We start from the raw sequence: 18,534 nt of genomic DNA on the forward strand, positions 1-18,534 counted from the left end.
CCCATTACGCCGATACCCGTCGAACGAGCGTCACACCGTCTCGCAACGGCAGAAGAATCTGCTCGACGCGGGGGTCCTCGGCAACGTAGCGGTTGAAGTCCGCGATCGCGTCACCGTTACCCGTCCGTCCGTCCGCAGGCGCGTAGGGCTGACCCTGCATCAACGTGTTGTCCACGACGATGACTGCGTCCGCGGTCAGCAGATCGGTATCGAGCAGCATCCGGTAGTAGTCGAGATATCCGGTTTTGTCAGCATCGACGAATACGAGGTCGAAGGGACGTGAGGTTCCATCGAGCCGACGCAGAGTTTCCGAGGCCGGCCCGACTTCGACGACGATGCGCGCGCCCGCCGGAGATTTTGCAAAGCTCTCCCGCGCGAAGTCGGCCACGAACTCGTCGACCTCACAGGCCACCACTTCCCCGTTCGGCGGGAGAGCCTCTGCCATGGCCAGCGCGGAGTAGCCGGTGAACATGCCGATCTCGAGCACTCTTCTCGCTCCGGTCATGTGCACCAGGAACTTCAGGAACTGGCCCTCGACCTGCCCGGACAACATTTCCTGCTCCACTGGCCGCGAAGTCCAGTCGGCAGCATGCGTCCGCTGCGACAACGCTGCCAGGGCCGGAGACTCTTCCGTGGTACAGCGTTCGAGGTACGGATCGAGCCCCGCAGCCAGATCTCGCATGCGGCTGATCCGGCTCATCAGCACGTCCGGAATCGAAGCCACATCTGCCAGCAGTTCGGTCACCTCCCGCAATTCCGCGGCAAGGATGGTCGACGGCGTGACCGGCCGCTTCTGTTTTGTGCGAGAGTCGATGTCACTCACCGGCTCTGAGCGGAGGTGAACGTGTCTACTCCGTCTCCGCCGCGGTCGAAGTCCAAGCAGATCTTCTTGTGCAACGTCAACACGTCGGCGAGCTCTGCCGTCGTCACATCGTTCAGGAAGCGGCACGCTCCGATCGGGTCGGGAACTGCGGCGCGCAGAATGCCATCGCGAGTCTTGAGGATCGAACCTGTTGCCTCGGAGAGTAATTCGGGCGTCAGGTAGTCACTGTCGAGCGCGAGGCCGAGGCGGGACATGGTCCCGAGTACTCGATCGCGCTCTTCGGAGGTGATGTGCCCGCGCTGCTCGGCGAGAGTGGTCGACAACGCCATGTCGATATTGATCGCATGTCCGTGAAAGAACGGCGCCGGTGGCGTCAATTCCAGCGTCGGGCTCCACGTGTGGCCGAAGGCGATAACGCGATCGAGTTCGATCTCGTGCAGATTCGGCGCCTCGAGTTCGAGCATGGTGTCGATGGCCTGGTACGTCAGACTGTCTGCAACAGCGCGTAATTCGGGAGTTCCATCGAGGTGCCCGAATCTGGTGCGGAGTAGTTCCGGACCGTGTTCGTCGAGCATGTCGAAAATTGCACTGTTCCCTACCACGGAGATCTTGATCAACTCCGCCATGCCGTTACGGACCTGATCCTCCGGGAGCGTACGGAGGAACGAAAAGTCCAACAGGACCCTTTGCGAAGCGTGGTAGGCGCCCAGACGATTCTTGTGCTTTCCGAAATTCACGGCGACCTTGATGGACACGCTTGCATCGATCAATCCGATCAGCGTCGTCGGAATTCTGATGTACGGGGTATTGCGTCGGTAGCTTGCGCACGCGTACCCGGCGACGTCGGTAGTGAGCCCACCACCGACGACCAGAACCGGTTCGGTGCGCACAAGACCGAACCTGTCGAATTCGCCCACGATCTGCTCGAACGTCTCGAGCGACTTGGCGGTCTCGGCGATCTTGACCGGCAGCACGGTCAACGCAATGTCGTGGTGCTCGAAGTACGCACGGATCTGCTCACCGTAGATTCCGTAGACGACCTCGTCGACAACCATGAGCGCCCGCCCGTACTGCCGGTAGCTGTCCGCCAGTTCCGTATTGCCCACCGAGAAGACACCGTCTACGTAGAGCAGGTCGTACTCGATCTTTTCGTATCCCTCGATGTGGAAGGCGCGTTCGGTTGCTGTGACCTGCGCTTGCATGGAACTCATCGGTTGCCTTCGGTCAGCGTGCGGAGCCGATCCGCGTCGAGACGATCGACGGTTTCCACCGCCGCGGAGAAGTCGCCCCCTACCGTGTTCGCGTTGGGAAAAGCGACGCAGCGAACGTGTGCAGCAACGGCGGCAGCGACGCCGCCGACGTTGTCTTCGATAGCAACGCAGTTCTTCGCGTTCTCGCCGAGGCGTCCAAGGGCGAACATGTACGCCGCCCGATCCGGCTTGCCTTGCGAGACACTCGCGGAATCGACTACGACGTCGAACAAGTCGACGTCGACTGCAGTCAGAGCGCCGAGCAGTGCATTGACGTTTTCCGGGGAGGTGGTGGTCACGAGACCGACCTTGACGTCATGCTTCTTGGCATCGGCGATCGTCTCGACGACGCCGGGGCGCGGGTCGACGTCGGAGTTGGCCAGCAGCTTCTGAAAGATCTCCGACTTCGTGGAATGCACTGCTGCGGAGTCGACTTCCTCACCGCGAGAGTGTGCATATTCGGCGATGCGAGCCGCGCCGCCGTTGCTCGCCAGCATCTCGATGTAGTCCTTGCGCTCCCAGGTCCAGCCGAGATCGTGCGCGGCGAAGGCGTCGTTGAATGCTTGTCGTTGAATTTCGGAGGTATCGGCAAGTGTGCTGATCGATCCGAACAGGATGGCAGCCATCGGGTTCCTTCCGCGAAATGTGGTGACGTGCTTGAGGACTTGTTGCCAGTGTGGTGACGGCAAGTGTCATCCAGTCCGGCGCGCGCATCACGAATAAATAACGGAAAGTAACAGAATGGTAACGCAGTTCGGCGAGGCAGACGGGCTCGATCTGGTTCCCCGACCGAGGAAAATCCGGCCGGCAGCGACGACTGAAGCGTCCGTGCGGATGGATCCTCAGTAAGTGCTGACGTTCTCGAAGTAGCGGCGGGGAACATCGAACAGCATCGTCGTGATCTGTTCCTCGGTGACACCATGCTCACGCACATAAGGGAGGACTTTGTTCCCGATATGCAGGTAGTCGAAGGCCGGCATCATCTCCTTGAGATGAGGGTCCATCCAGTCGAAGAAGCAATTCGCGTCGTGCGAAAGCACCATTTGCTCGGCGAATCCGCGTCGGCACATTTCGACCAGCGTGTCCGCCCGCTGCTCGAAAGAAACATTGACGTCGAGACCGAATCGATCCATCCCGAGGATGAACCCACGCTCCGCCAAGTCGGTCAAATGGTCGAGGTCGGTGCTATCCCCGCTGTGCCCCAGGACGATCCGCTCGGGCTTGACACCTTCCTCGTCGCACATCACCCGTTGGACGTCGAGAGCAGTTTTGCTCTCCGGATGGGTGTGCACGGTGATCGGTGCGCCGGTCAGATGATGCGCCTTGGCGACCGCGCGCATCACCCTTTCCACGCCGGACCTGAGGCCTTCGGCGTCGATCGCGCACTTGAGCAGAGCTGCCCGGACTCCGGTACCAGCGATGCCCACGGTGATGTCCTTGACGAAGAGGTCGACCATCGGATCAGGAACCTCCGTGCCCATCATCGCGTTCAGAGCCGGGCCCCGATGTTGGAAGTAGAAGGGAACATCGGTAAAGGTGTAGCAACCGGTAGCCACCACGATGTTCAATTCGGGGACCTGTTCGGCGATGCGCTGGACCCTCGGGATGTAGCGGCCCAGTCCCACAACCGTCGGATCCACAATTGTCTGCACACCCTGCGCTGCCAGTGCCTTCAATTTGAGGACCGCGTCGCCGACACGCTCGTCTTCATCCCCCCACTCTTCCGGAAAGTTCTGCTGCATCTCGGTGTTGAGAATGAAGATGTGCTCGTGCATATAAGTTCGTCCAAGCGCGGCCGTGTCGATCGAACCACGAACGGTCTCTACTTCTGCCATGTCGGCCCCCATCTACTGGTAGTCGCGAGCCGACGGCCTCACCGGCAGTCCGCTGGCTTCATGATTGTGAGCCGACCCACACCGGTACCGCACAGTCTCACTCAGTGGAACGCCGCCGCTGGTTCGACGGGTAAAGGTATCGACCATCGGCCCAGTAGACATCAGGGGAGGTTTGCCGACCGGACAGTGGTGGGAGCCCTCCCCCAGCCGCTCGAAAAAGACCGGATCCGAACCTGACGCAGACTCCGATCTCTATTGTCGAGACCGACACGATCATGATGCTGTGACGTGAGGCGGACAAGGGGAAGAGGTTCGATGATGGATGCGGACGTAATCGTGGTCGGCGCTGGTTTGGCAGGCCTGGTGGCCACCGCCGAACTGGCCGACGCGGGCAAGCGAGTGCTTCTGCTCGATCAGGAACCGGAACAGAATCTCGGTGGCCAGGCCTTCTGGTCACTCGGTGGCCTGTTCATGATCGATACCCCTGAGCAACGCAGAATGGGCATCAAGGACTCCCCCGAATTGGCGTTGCAGGACTGGCTCGGCACCGCGACGTTCGACCGCGGCATCGACGATCCCAAGGGCGAGGACTACTGGGGCTACCGGTGGGCACAGGCCTACTTGGAGTTTGCGGCGGGCGAGAAGCGCTCATGGCTGCACGCGCAGGGAATGCGATGGGTTCCCATCGTCGGTTGGGCCGAACGCGGCGGCTACCTCGCCGAGGGCCACGGAAACTCGGTGCCACGCTTCCACCTCACCTGGGGGACGGGCCCCGGTGTTCTCGCCCCGTTCGAACGGCGTGTCCGCGAGGCAGCCGCGAAAGGCCTGGTGCGCTTCGGATTCCGCCATCGCGTGGACGATCTCATCATGACCGACGGCGTCGTCGATGGCGTCCGAGGATCGGTTCTCGAGCCCAGCACGTCGGTCCGAGGTTCAGGTAGCACGCGGGTCGAGGTCGAGGAGTTCGAACTTCATGCAGGTGCGGTATTGGTCACCGCCGGTGGAATCGGCGCCAATCATGATCTGGTGCGGGAGAATTGGCCCGCTCGATTGGGCGCACCTCCGACGTCGATGATCTCCGGGGTACCCGAGCACGTCGACGGACGCATGCTCGCGATCACCGAGCGTGCGGGTGGCCGACTGGTCAACAAGGATCGGATGTGGCACTACACCGAGGGAATCAAGAACTGGAATCCCATCTGGAAGAACCATGGGATTCGCATCATCCCCGGACCGTCTTCGATGTGGTTCGACGCACGCGGACAACGCTTCCCGGCCCCGAACTTCCCCGGATTCGACACTCTCGGCACGCTGAAAACGATTCAGGACAGCGGATACGACTACTCGTGGTTCGTTCTCACGCAGAAGATCATCGAGAAGGAGTTCGCACTCTCGGGATCCGAGCAGAACCCCGACATCACCGACAAGAACCTCAAACTCGTTCTTGGGCGGGTACTACCGGGAGCCAGCGGACCGGTCGAAGCGTTCAAAGAGCACGGCGAAGACTTCGTCGTTGCAAAAACAGTGTCCGAACTTGTCGCAGGCATGAACAAGATCACCGGTGAAAACCTGATCGATGCTCACGATCTGGAGCGCCAGATCACCGCACGAGACCGTGAAACGGACAACCCGTTCACCAAGGACCTGCAGGTCTCCGCGATTCACAATTCTCGACGCTCCCGCGGCGAGCGGATAGCTCGTACTGCGTCGTTGCACAAGATCCTCGATCCCAAGTCCGGTCCGTTGATCGCAGTGCGACTGAACATCATCACCCGTAAGACCCTGGGCGGAATCCAGACCGATCTCGACGGGCGCGTGCAGAATTCGGACGGGACTACGGTGCCGGGATTGTGGGCAGCCGGTGAGATCGCCGGGTTCGGCGGCGGCGGTGTGCACGGATATCGATCGCTGGAGGGCACCTTCCTCGGCGGCTGCATATTCAGTGGTCGGCAAGCCGGACGTGCATTGGCACAGGGAGTGTGAGCGCGGCCGACAGACAGTGCGCCGAGAGGTAGCCCGTCGGTCGCGAAGTGCGCACTCTGTACCGTGGAGCGGAGGACTTCGACCACGGAACACCGATTGGGAAGGATCTTTATGTCTCAGCCTGCACGGCTCGAGAAAAATCCGGACAAGGGCTACGTAGCACTACTCGGCTGGAGCTTGCCGGCTGTGGAAGCCCTCGACAAGTTCGACCGCAGGTATGTGGTCGTGGCTCCGGATTGGGCCGAGCCTTACTGCACTGAGCACGACATTCCCTATATTCCGTGGAACTTCGAACGACTCAACGACCGGTCGCTCGAGATCGCCGAAACACTGCGCGATATGGGTGTCGACGTCGCGATCCCGCTGTACGAAGAAACCGTCGAGTGGGCCGGTGCCATCAACTCGGTACTACTGGGCAACCCGCGCCTGTTCGGGCAGGCGATGTTGCTGCGCGACAAGTCCCTGATGAAGCGTCGCGCACAGCTCGGTGGGATCCGCGTGGGCATCTTCGAGGAGGCCCACGATCGTGAAGACGTGATCCGCTTTCTCAAACGCGTCAACCAGACTCTCCTCAAGCTCGACGGCGACCCGAACGACCCGATTCACGTCAAAGCGTTCGACAAAGCAGGGTGCCTCGGCCACCGGGTGATCAGGACACCGGATGAAGTCGACTCCATCCCCGACGAGGAATTCCCTGCGCTGATGGAATCCCATCTCGACGGCTGGGAGTTCGCCGTCGAGGCGTGGATCCACAACGGAAAGATCAAGTTCCTCAACATCTCCGAGTACGTGACCCTCGGCTACTCGGTGTTCGTACCCGCAACCCCCGAGCTCGAGAAGTACCGTGATCAGATCACCGTCCAGATCGAGAAGCTGATCAAAGCTTTCGATATCGAGTTCGGTTTCATCCACCCCGAGTACTTCGTCACCAGCGACGGCGAGATGTACTTCGGTGAAGTTGCTTACCGGCCACCAGGTTTCAAGGTTTTCGAGCTACTCGAACGGGCTTACGGATTCAATGCGTACCAGGGCCTGGTACTGGCATTCGACCCGAAGACCACCGAGGAAGAGATCGACGCCTTCTTCCCCAAGGAGGTCGTCGACGCCACCGGTGTTGCCGGCTGCTTCGGTGTGTACCCGCGTCGACGCGTCGTCAGCAATCTCGTCATTCCCGACGTCACGTTGGACGACGACTACTACGAGACGAACGACCTCTCGGCACCCGTCGAGGAGACCGTCACCAAGCGTACGGCTTTCGGCACGCACTGGGGCTTGCTGTACTTCTTCGGTGAAGATCCGTACCGGATGCGTGATCTGCTCAAACAACAGGAAGAACTGGACTTCTACGTGTGAGGCACGAATTCGGGGACGACCACACGCCACCGGCACAGTCGACGGAAGAACCGGCGGCCACCGACACCACTTCACCGGCCGATCGAGCATTGACTTCGCGTCTCGCGCAACTCGATCACGCAGCCGAGGCGTTCGCCACCGCGCCGGAGTTCACCAAGAGCTCCAAGCTCCGACGCGTCCTCGACTCGCTGCATCGAGTGCTGTCGCAACCCGGCGGCTGTGCAGCGATTCGGGAGCGTGCCGAATTCCTCGAGAACGCGGGACTGTTCGCGGGATCGGACTGGGCGCAACCGGACATCCTCGTTCCGTCCTTCGTCGGCCCGAGCCTGCGTAGCGGCAACAACGACACCGTTGTACTCGAAGCGACGAGTGAACTTCGGATGGTGGCAATCGTTGCCGGCGAGTATGACCACCCGGCGGTGACGCCGGAAGATGCTCGCCGGTTCCTGTCCCAGGTGCTCGCGATGAACCTCGAAGTGTTGTTCACGGCGCCATCGGAGGCAGAGCGAGTTCGACTCGGCCGCACAGCTCATCTCATTCGCGATCTGTTCGGTTACGTCGCCGAACAGATCGGCTACGACAGCGTGCTCGACGAACTCCTCGAGGAGATCTGGCGGGTGTTGCGTCAACGCCCGATTCAGGTGGACAACGTCAAGGCGATGGTCACCCGCATCGCGATCTACCGCGACGACCCCACCGTGGATCTCGGTACGTCCGGGCAGGGTCTCGACCGGTTGATCACGGCACTGTTCGGCACTACCGAAGCATGCCGGGAAGACCCCGGAGTCGACGTCTACCGGTCGCGGCTCGAGGTCATGGATTCGGAAGCTCTGCAGTTCGAGGCACGCGGTTTCGCCCGGGCAATGCACGACACCGGGTTGGTCTCGCCCTACCACGCGACCCTCATGCGTTACCTCGTGGAGAACAACAGTTTCGTGCTCGCCGAGGCGCTCGGGCTGTCCGACACCGGCAGAACTTGTCTGCAGCGATATCCGGAACTGGTTCAGCGACTCGTTTCCGAAACCGTGTACCCGGAGACAGCGCAGTGCCTGTACGGCCTGGCGCTGCTCCTCGACCGGGGGACGCTCTACGAGCCGCCGGTCGTCCCGTCCCTGTGGCGGCAGATTTCACTGAAGCTGTCACCGAAGGTGCGCGAGAGGTTGCTTACCGCATTCGGTCCGGGTCCCGATCCGGAGTCGCGGTTGCTCGGCGGCCTGTTGTCGATGCTCGGTCAACCACTCGGCGTCGGCCAAGGCGACAATCCCACGTGCCAGTCTGCGCGAGCACTGTCCATGTGGGCGTACAACGACCCGGACTACCTGCTGCAGATGGTCGTTTGGGCTGCACGTGACGACGAGATCGTCATGCACTTCGAAGGGCAACCGATCTCCTCGACCGACAGCGTGGGCGGCGTCGCGACCACCGATCCGATCGACCTCGATCCGGTGTCGTTGCTGTTGGTACCGCACCTCGACCGAATTTACGCAGAGATGGTCCGACGCTGCGCCGACCGTGAAGGCGACCCGCATCGCTGGGTCAATCCGGAGTTCCACGGCTGGTGGTCCGCACGGGAATTCCACATCAACGTCGACGTCGCGACCGGAAATCTGATCGACCTCGACGACTTCATTCGGCAGTTTCACGCCTCCTATCACCCTGCGTACAACGGTGGTCAGCCGCTGATTCACCCGCAACCGGCCGGCGTCGCCGTGACCGACAGTGCGGCCCGCTACATCGGCTGGCATGCGATCGCCATCCTGCGTGTCACCGCTGATCCCGACGGCATCATGCGGGTCTATTTCTTCAACCCGAACAACGACAGCGGCCAGGATTGGGGTGACGGGGTCGTCGTCGGGACCGCAGGAAACGGTGAACGAGCCGGTGAAGGGTCACTGCCGTTCGACCAGTTCGCCTCTCGCCTCTATATTTTCCACGCCGACCCGCTCGAGGAAGGTGAGCCGGACAAGATTCCGGCGGAAGATGTCGAGAACATCATCGGATTCATCGAACGCAGTTGGGGCGCAGACAGGCTGCCTCGGGGCGCGAGCGAGGAAGATCGGTAGTTTCGGAGGCGTTTCCCCGACTCCCCGTGGCCAGGCACCTGCCCTGCTATCGTCAGCCTCGTGCCGATCCCACGTCCTGCCGGTCTGGTGCTTCGCGCCGGTGTGCTGGCCATGATGTTCTTCGCTATGGTCGCTTCTCCGGTGTCCGCCGAACCTGCTCCCGCAACGACGACGACCTGGCTGTGTGAGCCCGGCCAGCAAGGCGACCCGTGCGGCGGTAGGTCGGGCGCTCCGATCGACTGCTTTTACGTCTACCCCACCGCATCGTTGCAACAGAGCACCAACGCGAACTTCGATACCTCTCCTGAATTGCGCGCAGTGGCAGCCCTGCAGGCCGCTCCTTTCGGAGAGAACTGCAACGTATGGGCGCCCGTGTACCGGCAGACCACCTTGCGAGCATTGTTCGCCGGGACCGCCGACGAGCGCACCGCCGCAGGGAATCTCGCGTACGCCGACATCGAGAATGCCTGGGACGACTACCTCGAGCACCACAACAACGGCCGTGGCGTGGTCCTCATCGGACACTCCCAGGGCACTTTCGTCCTGCGGAAGCTGATCGCCGATCACATCGATGGTCAGCCGGCCCAATCGAAACTGGTCTCGGCGCTGCTGATCGGCGGGAACGTGCTCGTCCGCAAGGGCGAGGGTGTGGGAGGCGACTTCGATACTGTGCCCGCATGCACCGACTCGACGCAGACCGGCTGTGTCGTCGCCTATTCGGCATTCTCGAATCCCGCACCGGAAGACGCAAGGTTCGGTCTGCCGCCGAATACGGCCGGACCCGACGTCGAGGTGCTGTGCACCAATCCGGGGTCGTTGCGCGAGAACGCCGACGCTCCCATTCACGGAATTCTCGCGGGTCAGGAAGTCGACGGCTTCCATGCTCGGTGCACAACCGGCGAGGGCCCGCGCGTTCTCATGGTCGACGGGCCCGGGGCCTCGCTCATCCCGGCAGTGCCGGCCCCGAACTGGGGAATTCATCAGGTGGACATGAACATTGCCCAGCGAGACCTCGTAGACCTCGTCGGGGTTCAGGGCGCGGCATACGACGCCGCCGGTCGATAGTCGAGCAACGCTGTATCGGTTCGCCTCAATTGACGACCTGATAGATGCGCCAATTCGGTTGATCTGCACCCGTAGTGGGGACCTCGAATGCGAGTGTGGAAATGGCGGCACCGTTGTCGTAGATCGTCGGATATCTGCGGTTGACGGCGTCGGATTCGCCACGCCCGGTGTTGGGAACCGTCAGCAGGTACTTCACTCCCGCTGCCGCAGGATCGTTGAGAATCGTGGTGAAGTCCTGGTCGGAGGGAACGACGAACTGCTTGGGATTCGACGACGCCGCGACCACCGCGAACCCGTAGACGGTGTCGAGAAGAACCGATCCTTCGGGCAGATTCTGTGCATCCAGATAGGCGGCGAGTTCGCGTTCGGTGACGAACGAGTCGATGATCGAGCGGGCCGCGACCGCATCGGCATCTTCGGCGGAGGGGGTCGGATCCAGTAGATATCCCAGTGCGTATTCCTGGGGGGCCAGCTTCGGCTGCACCATCGCCCAGCCGGTGACCGGCACTGCCAGCACCGACAACACCACCAGCCCGACGCCGACTCCTGCCGGCACCATCGCTCGTACCGGCCGGGGACGGTGGAATGCACCTTCTCGCCGCGTGTGTGGGTTGCCTCGCGGCGGAACCAATTGCACCAAGGCGACCACGGCAAGCGGTATCGCGCAGATGTAGAACCGCAGAAAGCCGAAGGTGGAGCCGCCGATGAAGCTGACCGCCTGGAATGCGAGCACTGCCCCGAACACGACCGGGCCGACCAAGAATTCCAGATCGCGTCGCCGTAGTGCGAGGACCGCCGATACCGGCAGGGCCACCAACAACGCAGGCCCCAGCACGACAATCGCCGTTACCGCGAACACGGTGTTGCCCAGCGCTGTTCCCGTCGAACCGCCGGACTGCGCAAGAATCGCGGCATTGCCGTAGCCCGAGGACAATTGGGCCAACGCTTCCCCGGTGATCAACCAACTCGTCCCGGTCCACACCACGAATGCGGCGAAACCCGGCCCGGCCACGAGCACACCGTCGAGCACGGCGCGGCGAATCATCGTCCGCCACTGCGCTCGGCCCTCTCGCATCACCGTGATCACCGCGACCAGCACAGCGGCACCGGCGATAGCGACGACGCCGTCGTAGCGGGTGAGGTAGGCCAGTGCCAGCGCGATACCGGCAACGACCAGATCGTGGACGTCGTCGGTATGTACCCAGCGGATCAGGCGCCGCACCGCCCAGCAGACGAAGAACAGAAACACTGCTTCGCTCATGCCGTTCGCACCGTAGAAGACGATCATCGGGTTGATCGCGAACACCACCGTGACGATCGTGCAATACCGGGTCGAGAGGCCCCGATCTCGACAGATTCCGTACACCATCACCACAGCACCTGCCATGAACACTGCCGAGACCACGATCCCGGAGATGTTCCACCGGGTGATCGCCGGCCACCACGAAGACAACGCAACGATCGGCAACTGTGCCAACGCAGTCAGCGGGGTGAAGATGAATCCGATAGCGGACACATGTGGGTCGCGGCTCAGAAGAACCGACTGTGCAGCCGAGGTCCGTGACAATGCGTCGCCGAGTAGGTAGCCGAACCGCAGGCTCAGCGTCAACCCGATCGCAAGGTAACCCGCCAACGATGCGGTGAAGACGGTCCACGGTGCGCGAGAGCTCACGGAAGAGCCTCTTCGGTCTCGACGGCTGGCGCGGTCGGGGTGTTCAGCCCGTGAAATGTCTTCTCCCAGTACGACGGGTTCCGGATGAGCTGCCAGCATCCCTTGATTGCGGCAACGCTCATCATCACCCAGTACAGCGGCATCGTCAGGCTCGGAACGAGAAGGTAGGCGTTGTCGCTTTCCCTACTGGCGATCAGGTACATGTAGATGGTCGCGACGTTGCCGATGATCAGTGACACCAGCGAGAAGTAGTAGATGTACGGCGGGAACAGTGCTGCTATGAGGTCTGGTTGCCCGAGAATCCAAGCGGCCGTGGTAAACCAGAAGATCATGTTGATGCAGGCACTGATCGGAGTACCCGCCAACAACAACGTCAACCGGTAGGTACCGACCGGGCCCAGTGCACGCACGGTAGCGACGGGTCGACGCATATGCACCAACCACGTCTGAAGGTAACCCTTGTACCAGCGTGAACGCTGTCTGACCCAGTTGATCGGGTCACTGTTCGCTTCCTCGAGCGTGATCGAATCCAGCACCGCGGTGGAGTAACCGGATGCGGCGATACGAACTCCGAGATCGGCATCCTCGGTGACGTTGAAGCCGTCCCACGCGCCTACCTGCTCGATGACGTCGCGCCGCAGATGATTGGATGTGCCGCCCAGCGGAATCGGTGAGGTACTGCGCATCAAACCGGGGAGTAGGTAGCCGAACCACAGCGCGTAGTCCGCAGTGAACCATCCGGTCAGCAGATTCTGAGAGCCGTTGTGGAATGCCAACTTTGCCTGTACACAGGCAACGGTATCGGGCAGCCGGTCGAACGCGGCGATAACCCTACGCAACTGCAGAGGTTCGGGGAGATCCTCGGCGTCGAAGATCGTGACAATGGTTCCGGTCGCAAAATGCAGTCCGTAGTTACAGGCCTTCGGTTTGGTCCGAGGGTCGCCGGCCGGAACGAGGATTACCTCCACTATCTGGCTGACACCGCTGCGCGCGGCCGCGTCGATGGTGACGTCGTCGTCTTCTTCCAACAGCAGCAACACTTGTAGCTTGTCCGGCGGATAGTTCAGGTTGGTCATGGCGGCGATGAGGTCGCCGACGACCTCGGGCTCGTTGTATGCCGGGACCAAGATCGTGTACGCGGGGAGAAGTTCGTCCGGAATTGCGAGTGCTTGCTCGTCGGTGACCGTCACGATCGCCGTGGCATCCAGCCCTCGGGAGAAGATCAACAGGCGGTCGAACATCATCGCCAGGTAGCCCAGCGTGCACAACACCGTCAACACCAGCAGTGTCGGAACAGGATTCAGTAGGGCGCTCACCAGCGTGAGAACGGCGATGGAGATGGCGGTGTACTTCTGCCACGGCACGAAGGCGATCGCAGCCGACGCCAGTGGATTTCGTCGGGCGAGTCCGTTGATGGCGTCGTCGAGCGCCTCCGCGCGAAACTGCTCTGTCTCTTCCCCGACACGCGGCGGCGTCCGCGGTGTGCTGCTCACTGTCCACCTCTGGTATCGATATTCCATTGAGCCCGAACGAGACCGGTACCGAACGAGGTCAGCAGCGTGCGGTCTTTGTATTCCGGTTCCGTGTCGGCGATGATGGAATTGCCGCGAAGGAAGGTTGCGAGACTGGTACCGATGTTCGACGCCATCGACGGTATCGGCCGGGGGAACGTAGCGCCGTCCTCGTGATTGTCCACGCTGATGATCGTGACCCGCTGGGTGACGTCACCGCGTACCCAGGTGAAGACCAATTTCGTCCAAGTCAACAACAATGCGTCGCTGACCGAGGTGTACAGGGTTCCGGTGACTCCGTGCCCGAGTGGCACCTGCAGTGAATCGCTGGTGCGGGTATTGCTCAGCCGATACAGAGTGCTTTCCGGATAGATCGCCAGGCTGGCTCGGTTGGTGGTGGAGAGGACGTCCACGACCACAGTTCGTGGTCGTGATTGGATGTCCCACTCGGGGTTTCCGTCTTCGGCCTTCATCGTCTGGCGGGTCAGCGTCGCTGTTTGTCCGAAGTACGAGCGCACCCAGTCGTACGATTGGAGTGCTGTCCGGTTCCACCCGGTCGGCGGAACCAACGGCACGGACGTCGATCCCGGAGGGCCGGCAGTGTCCGGGATGACCGTTGTCTCGGGCAGCGGGAGAAAGAGCAGGATCACTGCAGCAACGATCACCATGATCGCCGAACTCGGAGACCGTTTCGCCGAAGACGAGGACATGCCCTTCGTCAACGGTCTCTTGCTCTCACCGCGCCGGGAGAGCAAATAGAACCCCACCCCGATCACCATCGAGGCACCGACCGTCGGGATGAGCTGCATCAGAACGACATCGATTCGAGGCCAGAGGGCCAAGATGAACGCCAGCACCGCAAACCCCGTCACCACCGTGCAGACGAATCCGAGCCACGCCCTACGACGGGTACGCCCGACAGCTATCGCGCCTGCGACCCCGCCCAACACCACCAGCACTGCGCCGTAGGCGAATCGGCTTCCACCGGCGTTGATGGCAACCAACCGATACATCAACGGGCTCAATGCCAGTAGCAGCAACCACACCGACCAGAATCGGCCGACCGGCCGAAGACCGAACAACAGGATCGCGCCGCCGAAGAAGAACACCAACGCAGACAGGACATCGAGGTGCGCGAGTGCGTACTGCTCTGAGTAACGCGGCAACCATAGGGCTTTGACGGCGATCGATGCCAGCAACGCGAGACCGCCGACAATGACGTCGGTCTGTCGATCATGAATCGGCAACTCCCCGGCCCGGCGGCGAGCCACTCCCTGCGCTGCCACCGCCGCCAGAAACGGGAGCACGAAAATATAGGCGGTGATGGCGCCGTTCGAGGCTTCCTCCCACACTCGCTTCCAGGTGGGAAAGAACGCGACCACGACGCACCCGATGAGCAGAAGCCACCGAAGCACGATCACCCTGGCCGGGTGCGCTTTCCATCCCTTGCTCTCCGGTGTTGAATCGACGTGTTCGACGTCCTCGCTGCTCGAGTCCCCTTCCCCGAGGTTGTCGGGTCCCGCCTCGGCATCGGCTGTCATGACGGCGGTGAATTGTCACGGCGGTGGCGACGGCGGCTCGAGCCGCGAGAGCGCACAACCAGTACGACCGCCCCTACGAGAGCGACGAGCAATACCGCACCGGCAATTCCGAGAAGCGTCACGCTCAGGCGATCGACACCCGACTCGCTGGCGGTCGACTCCACCGTCGAGTCCCCTGCCAGGTTTCCGCTCGATAGCGACACCGGCTCGATTCCCGGTACAGCGAAGAGAATGTCACCGTTGCGGCCGAACCAACGCGACGGATCGGCGTCGAGCCAACTCAGAAGTGCGTCGAGTCGCGCCCCTTTGCCTGTCGACGATGCCACCAACAGTGCCTTGTTGTTCGCGGTCGTAGTCACCTGCAGGCTGGCGTAAGGCACCCCCGGATCAACAGTGAGCGAGGTGTCGGTGTCGGTGAATTCCGGCGTTGCGATCGAGAACGTCGTAGCTCCGGACGAGGACAGCGGCAATGAAAGCGAGTCCGGTAGACCGCCGTCTGCGGCGATCACGACGGCCGGGTCGGAGCTGGCGAGCGCGTCGTCGAGGGAGACGACCTGAGGCATGATCGGCCTGGCGGACAGGCGCTGCAGTCCGGTCACGACCGAGACCGCACGGGCGGCGTCGGCGAAGGTTTCCTGGGTCATCGCTACGTCGAACTGCGGCATCAAGGCTTGCGGTAGCGATCCGAATCCCAGCGGAGCCGGCGTCGAGGACGGTTCGGATCGGACGACAGTGGAACCGTCGACCGTGATCGTCGACGCTGCCTGCGTGCCGCATGCGGCGGCCGAATCTGCGGGGTGGTCGACGCTGACATCGAGGGTGGTGGCTTTCCGCAGCTCGGCGTTCGGGATATCGACCCACTGATCCAACCGACCCGAATCGTCGGCGGACCACGACGCGATCGTCTTGCCTCCCACTCCGGCGGTGATCGATCCGACGCCCGGTGTGTAATTTCCGGTCAGATGCAGCGACACGTCGGAGGCCGAGCGGCCGAGGCGCGCTTGATCGAGCGTGATCGACGCGGTCGCGGTGGTGTCGCCTTTCCCCGTGACAGTTCCGACTCCGAGGTCTTCGAGTGTTGTCGAGTCGGGTGCTAGGACCGCTCGAGGAGCCGATGCTCCCGCGAGTGCTTTGGTCGTCACCGCCAACTCGGAGATGCTGCTGGTGATCAATCGGGTTTGATCGGTCAACGCCGTACCGCTACCGGTGACGAACAGCCGTGGAGGTGACTGATCGAGGGGAAAGATCAGTTCTGCTCCGGCGTCGTTGTTCTCGGCCACGACGACGGACCGTTCGAACGCTTTGTCCGGTTGCGACCCCTGCAATTCGGTGTCCGGACGCACGAGAACCCGAACGGGCTGTGCACCGTAGTAGTCGATCACCGAAGTCGTCAGTGTCAACACTGCGGAGATCATGTCGCGGTTCGGCTGGGCAGGCATGAACACTGTGAGCTGCCGAAGTACCGGCGGCAGGAACTCGGAGATCGTTCGCGGGATCGACGGCACACCGGTGTAATCGACTCGGGCGTCGAGGAATCGCAGTTGCGCGTCGAGGACATTCGGGCAGAAGCCCGCGTCGGGAATCAGCGTCGACGCGAGATCGAGAGTCACCGCTCCGTCGACAACTGGAACTGCCGCCAGCGGGATGGAGACCGGGATGGTCGGTGCGTCGCCCCCGAGCGCGATACGTGAGATGGGCCGGTTGCCGGACTCCACGTCGATCCAACCTCGATCGAGCCAGGCCGGGACGGTGAGCACCGCGTTCAACGACGACGGCCCGGTACCCGGTGGCACCGGCACGGTGACCTGAGTACGGCCACTCAGCCCATTCAGCGCAATCGAAGCACCCAGGCCGGTCTCGCTGAGGGACAACGTGATCGGGTTCGTCTCTTCTGGGTCTTCATCCTGTGCTTGCGCGATTCCAGGCGCGGAAGAAAGGACCATCATTGCAACAATCCCGCTGATCGCGGCCATTCGAGCAGTACAGCGAGAAGGCACACCAATAGTCGACGACATCAAATAGTCCGGCCCTTTAAGTGGAAGTGACATCTTTCGAGATCATTATGACCGATAAGGAGTGAACAGTCTCGACGTGTGTCCGATTTTATCTGCACCCCGGGTGACCAGGACCTGAGACCCCGGAAGGCATTGTGAATAAACAATATTACCGACCAGTACGTCTATGAATTGCGGTATCGGAGAATCCTTTTATGGAATTACCGGGCTCGAATGGCTAACTAGCGTCGATATGTCGTTCACCGGGAGCGGAATTACCGACTGCAAATACACAGGCCTATCATCTGCTCTATGCACAGCCTGGTTCGTTTCTGTCGAGTCGCTGCCGTCCTGGCGTGCGCTGGCCTGCTCGTCGCCGTCACCGGTGCAGAACCGACAGACGCTGCTCCGGCGCCGGGTGCCCGCGTGAGCGCGAGCACCGACGGCCTGGCACTGGACGGCGCACCGTGGTGGCCGACGGGATTCAATGCCTACCAGCTGGCGACGGATTGGTCCGTCAATGCCGGATGCGGGGCCATGGTCGATCTCGACAGCTACTTCGCGGCCCTGCCTGCACACTCGCTGACGCGGTTCAACGCGTTTCAAGCGCTCGCGATCAACCGCTTCACCGGGAAGCTCGACTTCGGCCCCATGGACGCAGTTTTCGCCGCAGCCGAAGCACACGATCAACTTCTCGTCCCCGTCCTGTCACCTCAGGACGGTGCCTGCGAGGACAACGCCTTCAAGGACCGACAGTGGTACATCGACGGCTGGACGACGCCACCGCCCTCCCCCACCGCAACAGCGCTTCTGAGCTTCGAGCAGTGGGCCGACACCGCCGTCGCGCGCTGGAAGGATTCGCCCGTACTTGCCGCATGGGAGCTCGTCGGCGAACCGGAAACGAGCACCTGCACCGACGCGAATTGCTCCTGGGAGAATCGAACCTGTACCTCCGACGCGGACGAGGTGTTGCGCAATTTCTTCGATACCGCCGGCGCACGAGTGCGCACCCGCGACCCACGAACCTTGATCACCGCCGGGCTCACCGGCGGCGGACAATGCGGAAGCCAGGGCAACGAATACCGCTATCTGGCACAGTCACCCGTCGTCGATGTTCTCCAGTACCACGACTACGGCGCCGACGGGGTCGCACTGCCCGGCGATCAGTGGAACGGACTCCAGCGTCGGATCACTCAGACGGCAGAGGTCGGCAAGCCACTTCTGGTGGCCGAGATCGGCGAACTCGCGGGATCCTGTTCGACTGTGGAAGATCGTGCCGCACATATCGAAGCGAAAATCAACGGTCAGCGGGCGGCAGGTACCGCCGGGGCACTGCTGTGGGCGTTCGTTCCGGACCCGAGACCGACCGAGTGCACATTCGATATCGGGCCCAGCGATCCGCTCTGGCAGGTCCTCGATCAGGGAACCTCGAACTAGCCGCTTG

13 protein-coding genes are annotated in these 18,534 nt (G+C 62.0%); 5 read left to right on the forward strand and 8 right to left on the reverse strand.

Annotated features, from left to right (window positions below; translation table 11 throughout):
• Nucleotides 1–4 precede the first annotated feature (4 nt).
• The 4 genes from ABIB36_RS01970 to ABIB36_RS01985 form a co-directional block, all read right to left on the reverse strand.
• A complete protein-coding gene (locus ABIB36_RS01970; RefSeq protein WP_256895623.1) occupies nucleotides 5–823 on the reverse strand; it encodes an O-methyltransferase in 819 nt (272 codons plus the stop codon).
• Nucleotides 820–2,034, reverse strand: a complete 1,215-nt coding sequence (locus tag ABIB36_RS01975; protein ID WP_084347005.1) for a sedoheptulose 7-phosphate cyclase — start codon at nucleotides 2,032–2,034, stop codon at nucleotides 820–822. The genes ABIB36_RS01970 and ABIB36_RS01975 overlap by 4 nt, the downstream gene beginning before the upstream one ends.
• On the reverse strand, nucleotides 2,031–2,699 hold the full coding sequence (locus tag ABIB36_RS01980; RefSeq protein WP_354558982.1) for an HAD-IA family hydrolase: 669 nt from the start codon (nucleotides 2,697–2,699) through the stop codon (nucleotides 2,031–2,033). Before ABIB36_RS01980 ends, ABIB36_RS01975 begins: the two co-directional genes overlap by 4 nt.
• Before the next feature lie 216 nt (nucleotides 2,700–2,915).
• Nucleotides 2,916–3,908: a phosphotriesterase family protein gene (locus ABIB36_RS01985; protein WP_084347108.1), complete on the reverse strand. Its 993-nt coding sequence runs from the start codon at nucleotides 3,906–3,908 to the stop codon at nucleotides 2,916–2,918.
• 318 nt (nucleotides 3,909–4,226) lie between these two features.
• On the opposite strand from ABIB36_RS01985, the gene ABIB36_RS01990 reads away from it, so the two are divergent.
• The 4 genes from ABIB36_RS01990 to ABIB36_RS02005 all read left to right on the forward strand — a co-directional run bounded on the left by ABIB36_RS01990 (nucleotide 4,227) and on the right by ABIB36_RS02005 (nucleotide 10,372).
• Nucleotides 4,227–5,891, forward strand: coding sequence for an FAD-binding dehydrogenase (locus ABIB36_RS01990; RefSeq protein ID WP_354558983.1), 1,665 nt, complete (start codon nucleotides 4,227–4,229; stop codon nucleotides 5,889–5,891).
• 111 nt (nucleotides 5,892–6,002) lie between these two features.
• Nucleotides 6,003–7,244: an ATP-grasp domain-containing protein gene (locus tag ABIB36_RS01995; RefSeq protein WP_084347002.1), complete on the forward strand. Its 1,242-nt coding sequence runs from the start codon at nucleotides 6,003–6,005 to the stop codon at nucleotides 7,242–7,244.
• The gene (locus ABIB36_RS02000) at nucleotides 7,241–9,307 is read left to right on the forward strand and encodes a hypothetical protein (RefSeq protein ID WP_256895622.1); all 2,067 of its coding nucleotides are present in this window, start codon (nucleotides 7,241–7,243) and stop codon (nucleotides 9,305–9,307) included. The genes ABIB36_RS01995 and ABIB36_RS02000 overlap by 4 nt, the downstream gene beginning before the upstream one ends.
• A gap of 60 nt (nucleotides 9,308–9,367) precedes the next feature.
• Complete coding sequence (locus ABIB36_RS02005; RefSeq protein WP_256895621.1) at nucleotides 9,368–10,372, forward strand: DUF3089 domain-containing protein; 1,005 nt, start codon at nucleotides 9,368–9,370, stop codon at nucleotides 10,370–10,372.
• Between the two features lie 25 nt (nucleotides 10,373–10,397).
• Here the strand turns inward: ABIB36_RS02005 and ABIB36_RS02010 are convergent, their stop codons facing one another.
• The 4 genes from ABIB36_RS02010 to ABIB36_RS02025 are packed head-to-tail and all read right to left on the reverse strand — an operon-like array spanning nucleotide 10,398 to nucleotide 17,069.
• Entirely contained in the window at nucleotides 10,398–12,044 is a 1,647-nt protein-coding gene (locus ABIB36_RS02010) for an ArnT family glycosyltransferase (protein WP_256895620.1), read from the reverse strand.
• Nucleotides 12,041–13,564: a glycosyltransferase gene (locus ABIB36_RS02015; protein WP_502944861.1), complete on the reverse strand. Its 1,524-nt coding sequence runs from the start codon at nucleotides 13,562–13,564 to the stop codon at nucleotides 12,041–12,043. The genes ABIB36_RS02010 and ABIB36_RS02015 overlap by 4 nt, the downstream gene beginning before the upstream one ends.
• Nucleotides 13,534–15,096 carry a hypothetical protein gene (locus tag ABIB36_RS02020; RefSeq protein WP_354558984.1) on the reverse strand — a complete coding sequence of 521 codons (1,563 nt, stop codon included), beginning with the start codon at nucleotides 15,094–15,096 and terminating at the stop codon, nucleotides 13,534–13,536. The genes ABIB36_RS02015 and ABIB36_RS02020 overlap by 31 nt, the downstream gene beginning before the upstream one ends.
• Nucleotides 15,093–17,069, reverse strand: coding sequence for a hypothetical protein (locus ABIB36_RS02025; RefSeq protein WP_354558985.1), 1,977 nt, complete (start codon nucleotides 17,067–17,069; stop codon nucleotides 15,093–15,095). The genes ABIB36_RS02020 and ABIB36_RS02025 overlap by 4 nt, the downstream gene beginning before the upstream one ends.
• Nucleotides 17,070–17,402: 333 nt before the next feature.
• On the opposite strand from ABIB36_RS02025, the gene ABIB36_RS02030 reads away from it, so the two are divergent.
• Nucleotides 17,403–18,527, forward strand: coding sequence for a beta-mannosidase (locus ABIB36_RS02030; protein ID WP_354558986.1), 1,125 nt, complete (start codon nucleotides 17,403–17,405; stop codon nucleotides 18,525–18,527).
• The last annotated feature ends 7 nt before the right edge of the window (nucleotides 18,528–18,534 follow it).

This window comes from Rhodococcus sp. UYP9 (assembly GCF_040547235.1).
In the GTDB taxonomy this organism is placed as follows: domain Bacteria; phylum Actinomycetota; class Actinomycetes; order Mycobacteriales; family Mycobacteriaceae; genus Rhodococcoides.

What these genes read in the sequence shown, in the direction of transcription:
- ABIB36_RS01985 (WP_084347108.1), bottom strand. Translation starts at nt 3,908, where the DNA reads ATGGCAGAAGTAGAGACCGTTCGTGGTTCGATCGACACGGCCGCGCTT.
- ABIB36_RS02030 (WP_354558986.1), top strand. Translation starts at nt 17,403, where the DNA reads ATGCACAGCCTGGTTCGTTTCTGTCGAGTCGCTGCCGTCCTGGCGTGC.
- ABIB36_RS01995 (WP_084347002.1), top strand. Translation starts at nt 6,003, where the DNA reads ATGTCTCAGCCTGCACGGCTCGAGAAAAATCCGGACAAGGGCTACGTA.
- ABIB36_RS02015 (WP_502944861.1), bottom strand. Translation starts at nt 13,564, where the DNA reads ATGGAATATCGATACCAGAGGTGGACAGTGAGCAGCACACCGCGGACG.
- ABIB36_RS02020 (WP_354558984.1), bottom strand. Translation starts at nt 15,096, where the DNA reads ATGACAGCCGATGCCGAGGCGGGACCCGACAACCTCGGGGAAGGGGAC.
- ABIB36_RS02025 (WP_354558985.1), bottom strand. Translation starts at nt 17,069, where the DNA reads ATGGCCGCGATCAGCGGGATTGTTGCAATGATGGTCCTTTCTTCCGCG.
- ABIB36_RS01975 (WP_084347005.1), bottom strand. Translation starts at nt 2,034, where the DNA reads ATGAGTTCCATGCAAGCGCAGGTCACAGCAACCGAACGCGCCTTCCAC.
- ABIB36_RS01990 (WP_354558983.1), top strand. Translation starts at nt 4,227, where the DNA reads ATGGATGCGGACGTAATCGTGGTCGGCGCTGGTTTGGCAGGCCTGGTG.
- ABIB36_RS01980 (WP_354558982.1), bottom strand. Translation starts at nt 2,699, where the DNA reads ATGGCTGCCATCCTGTTCGGATCGATCAGCACACTTGCCGATACCTCC.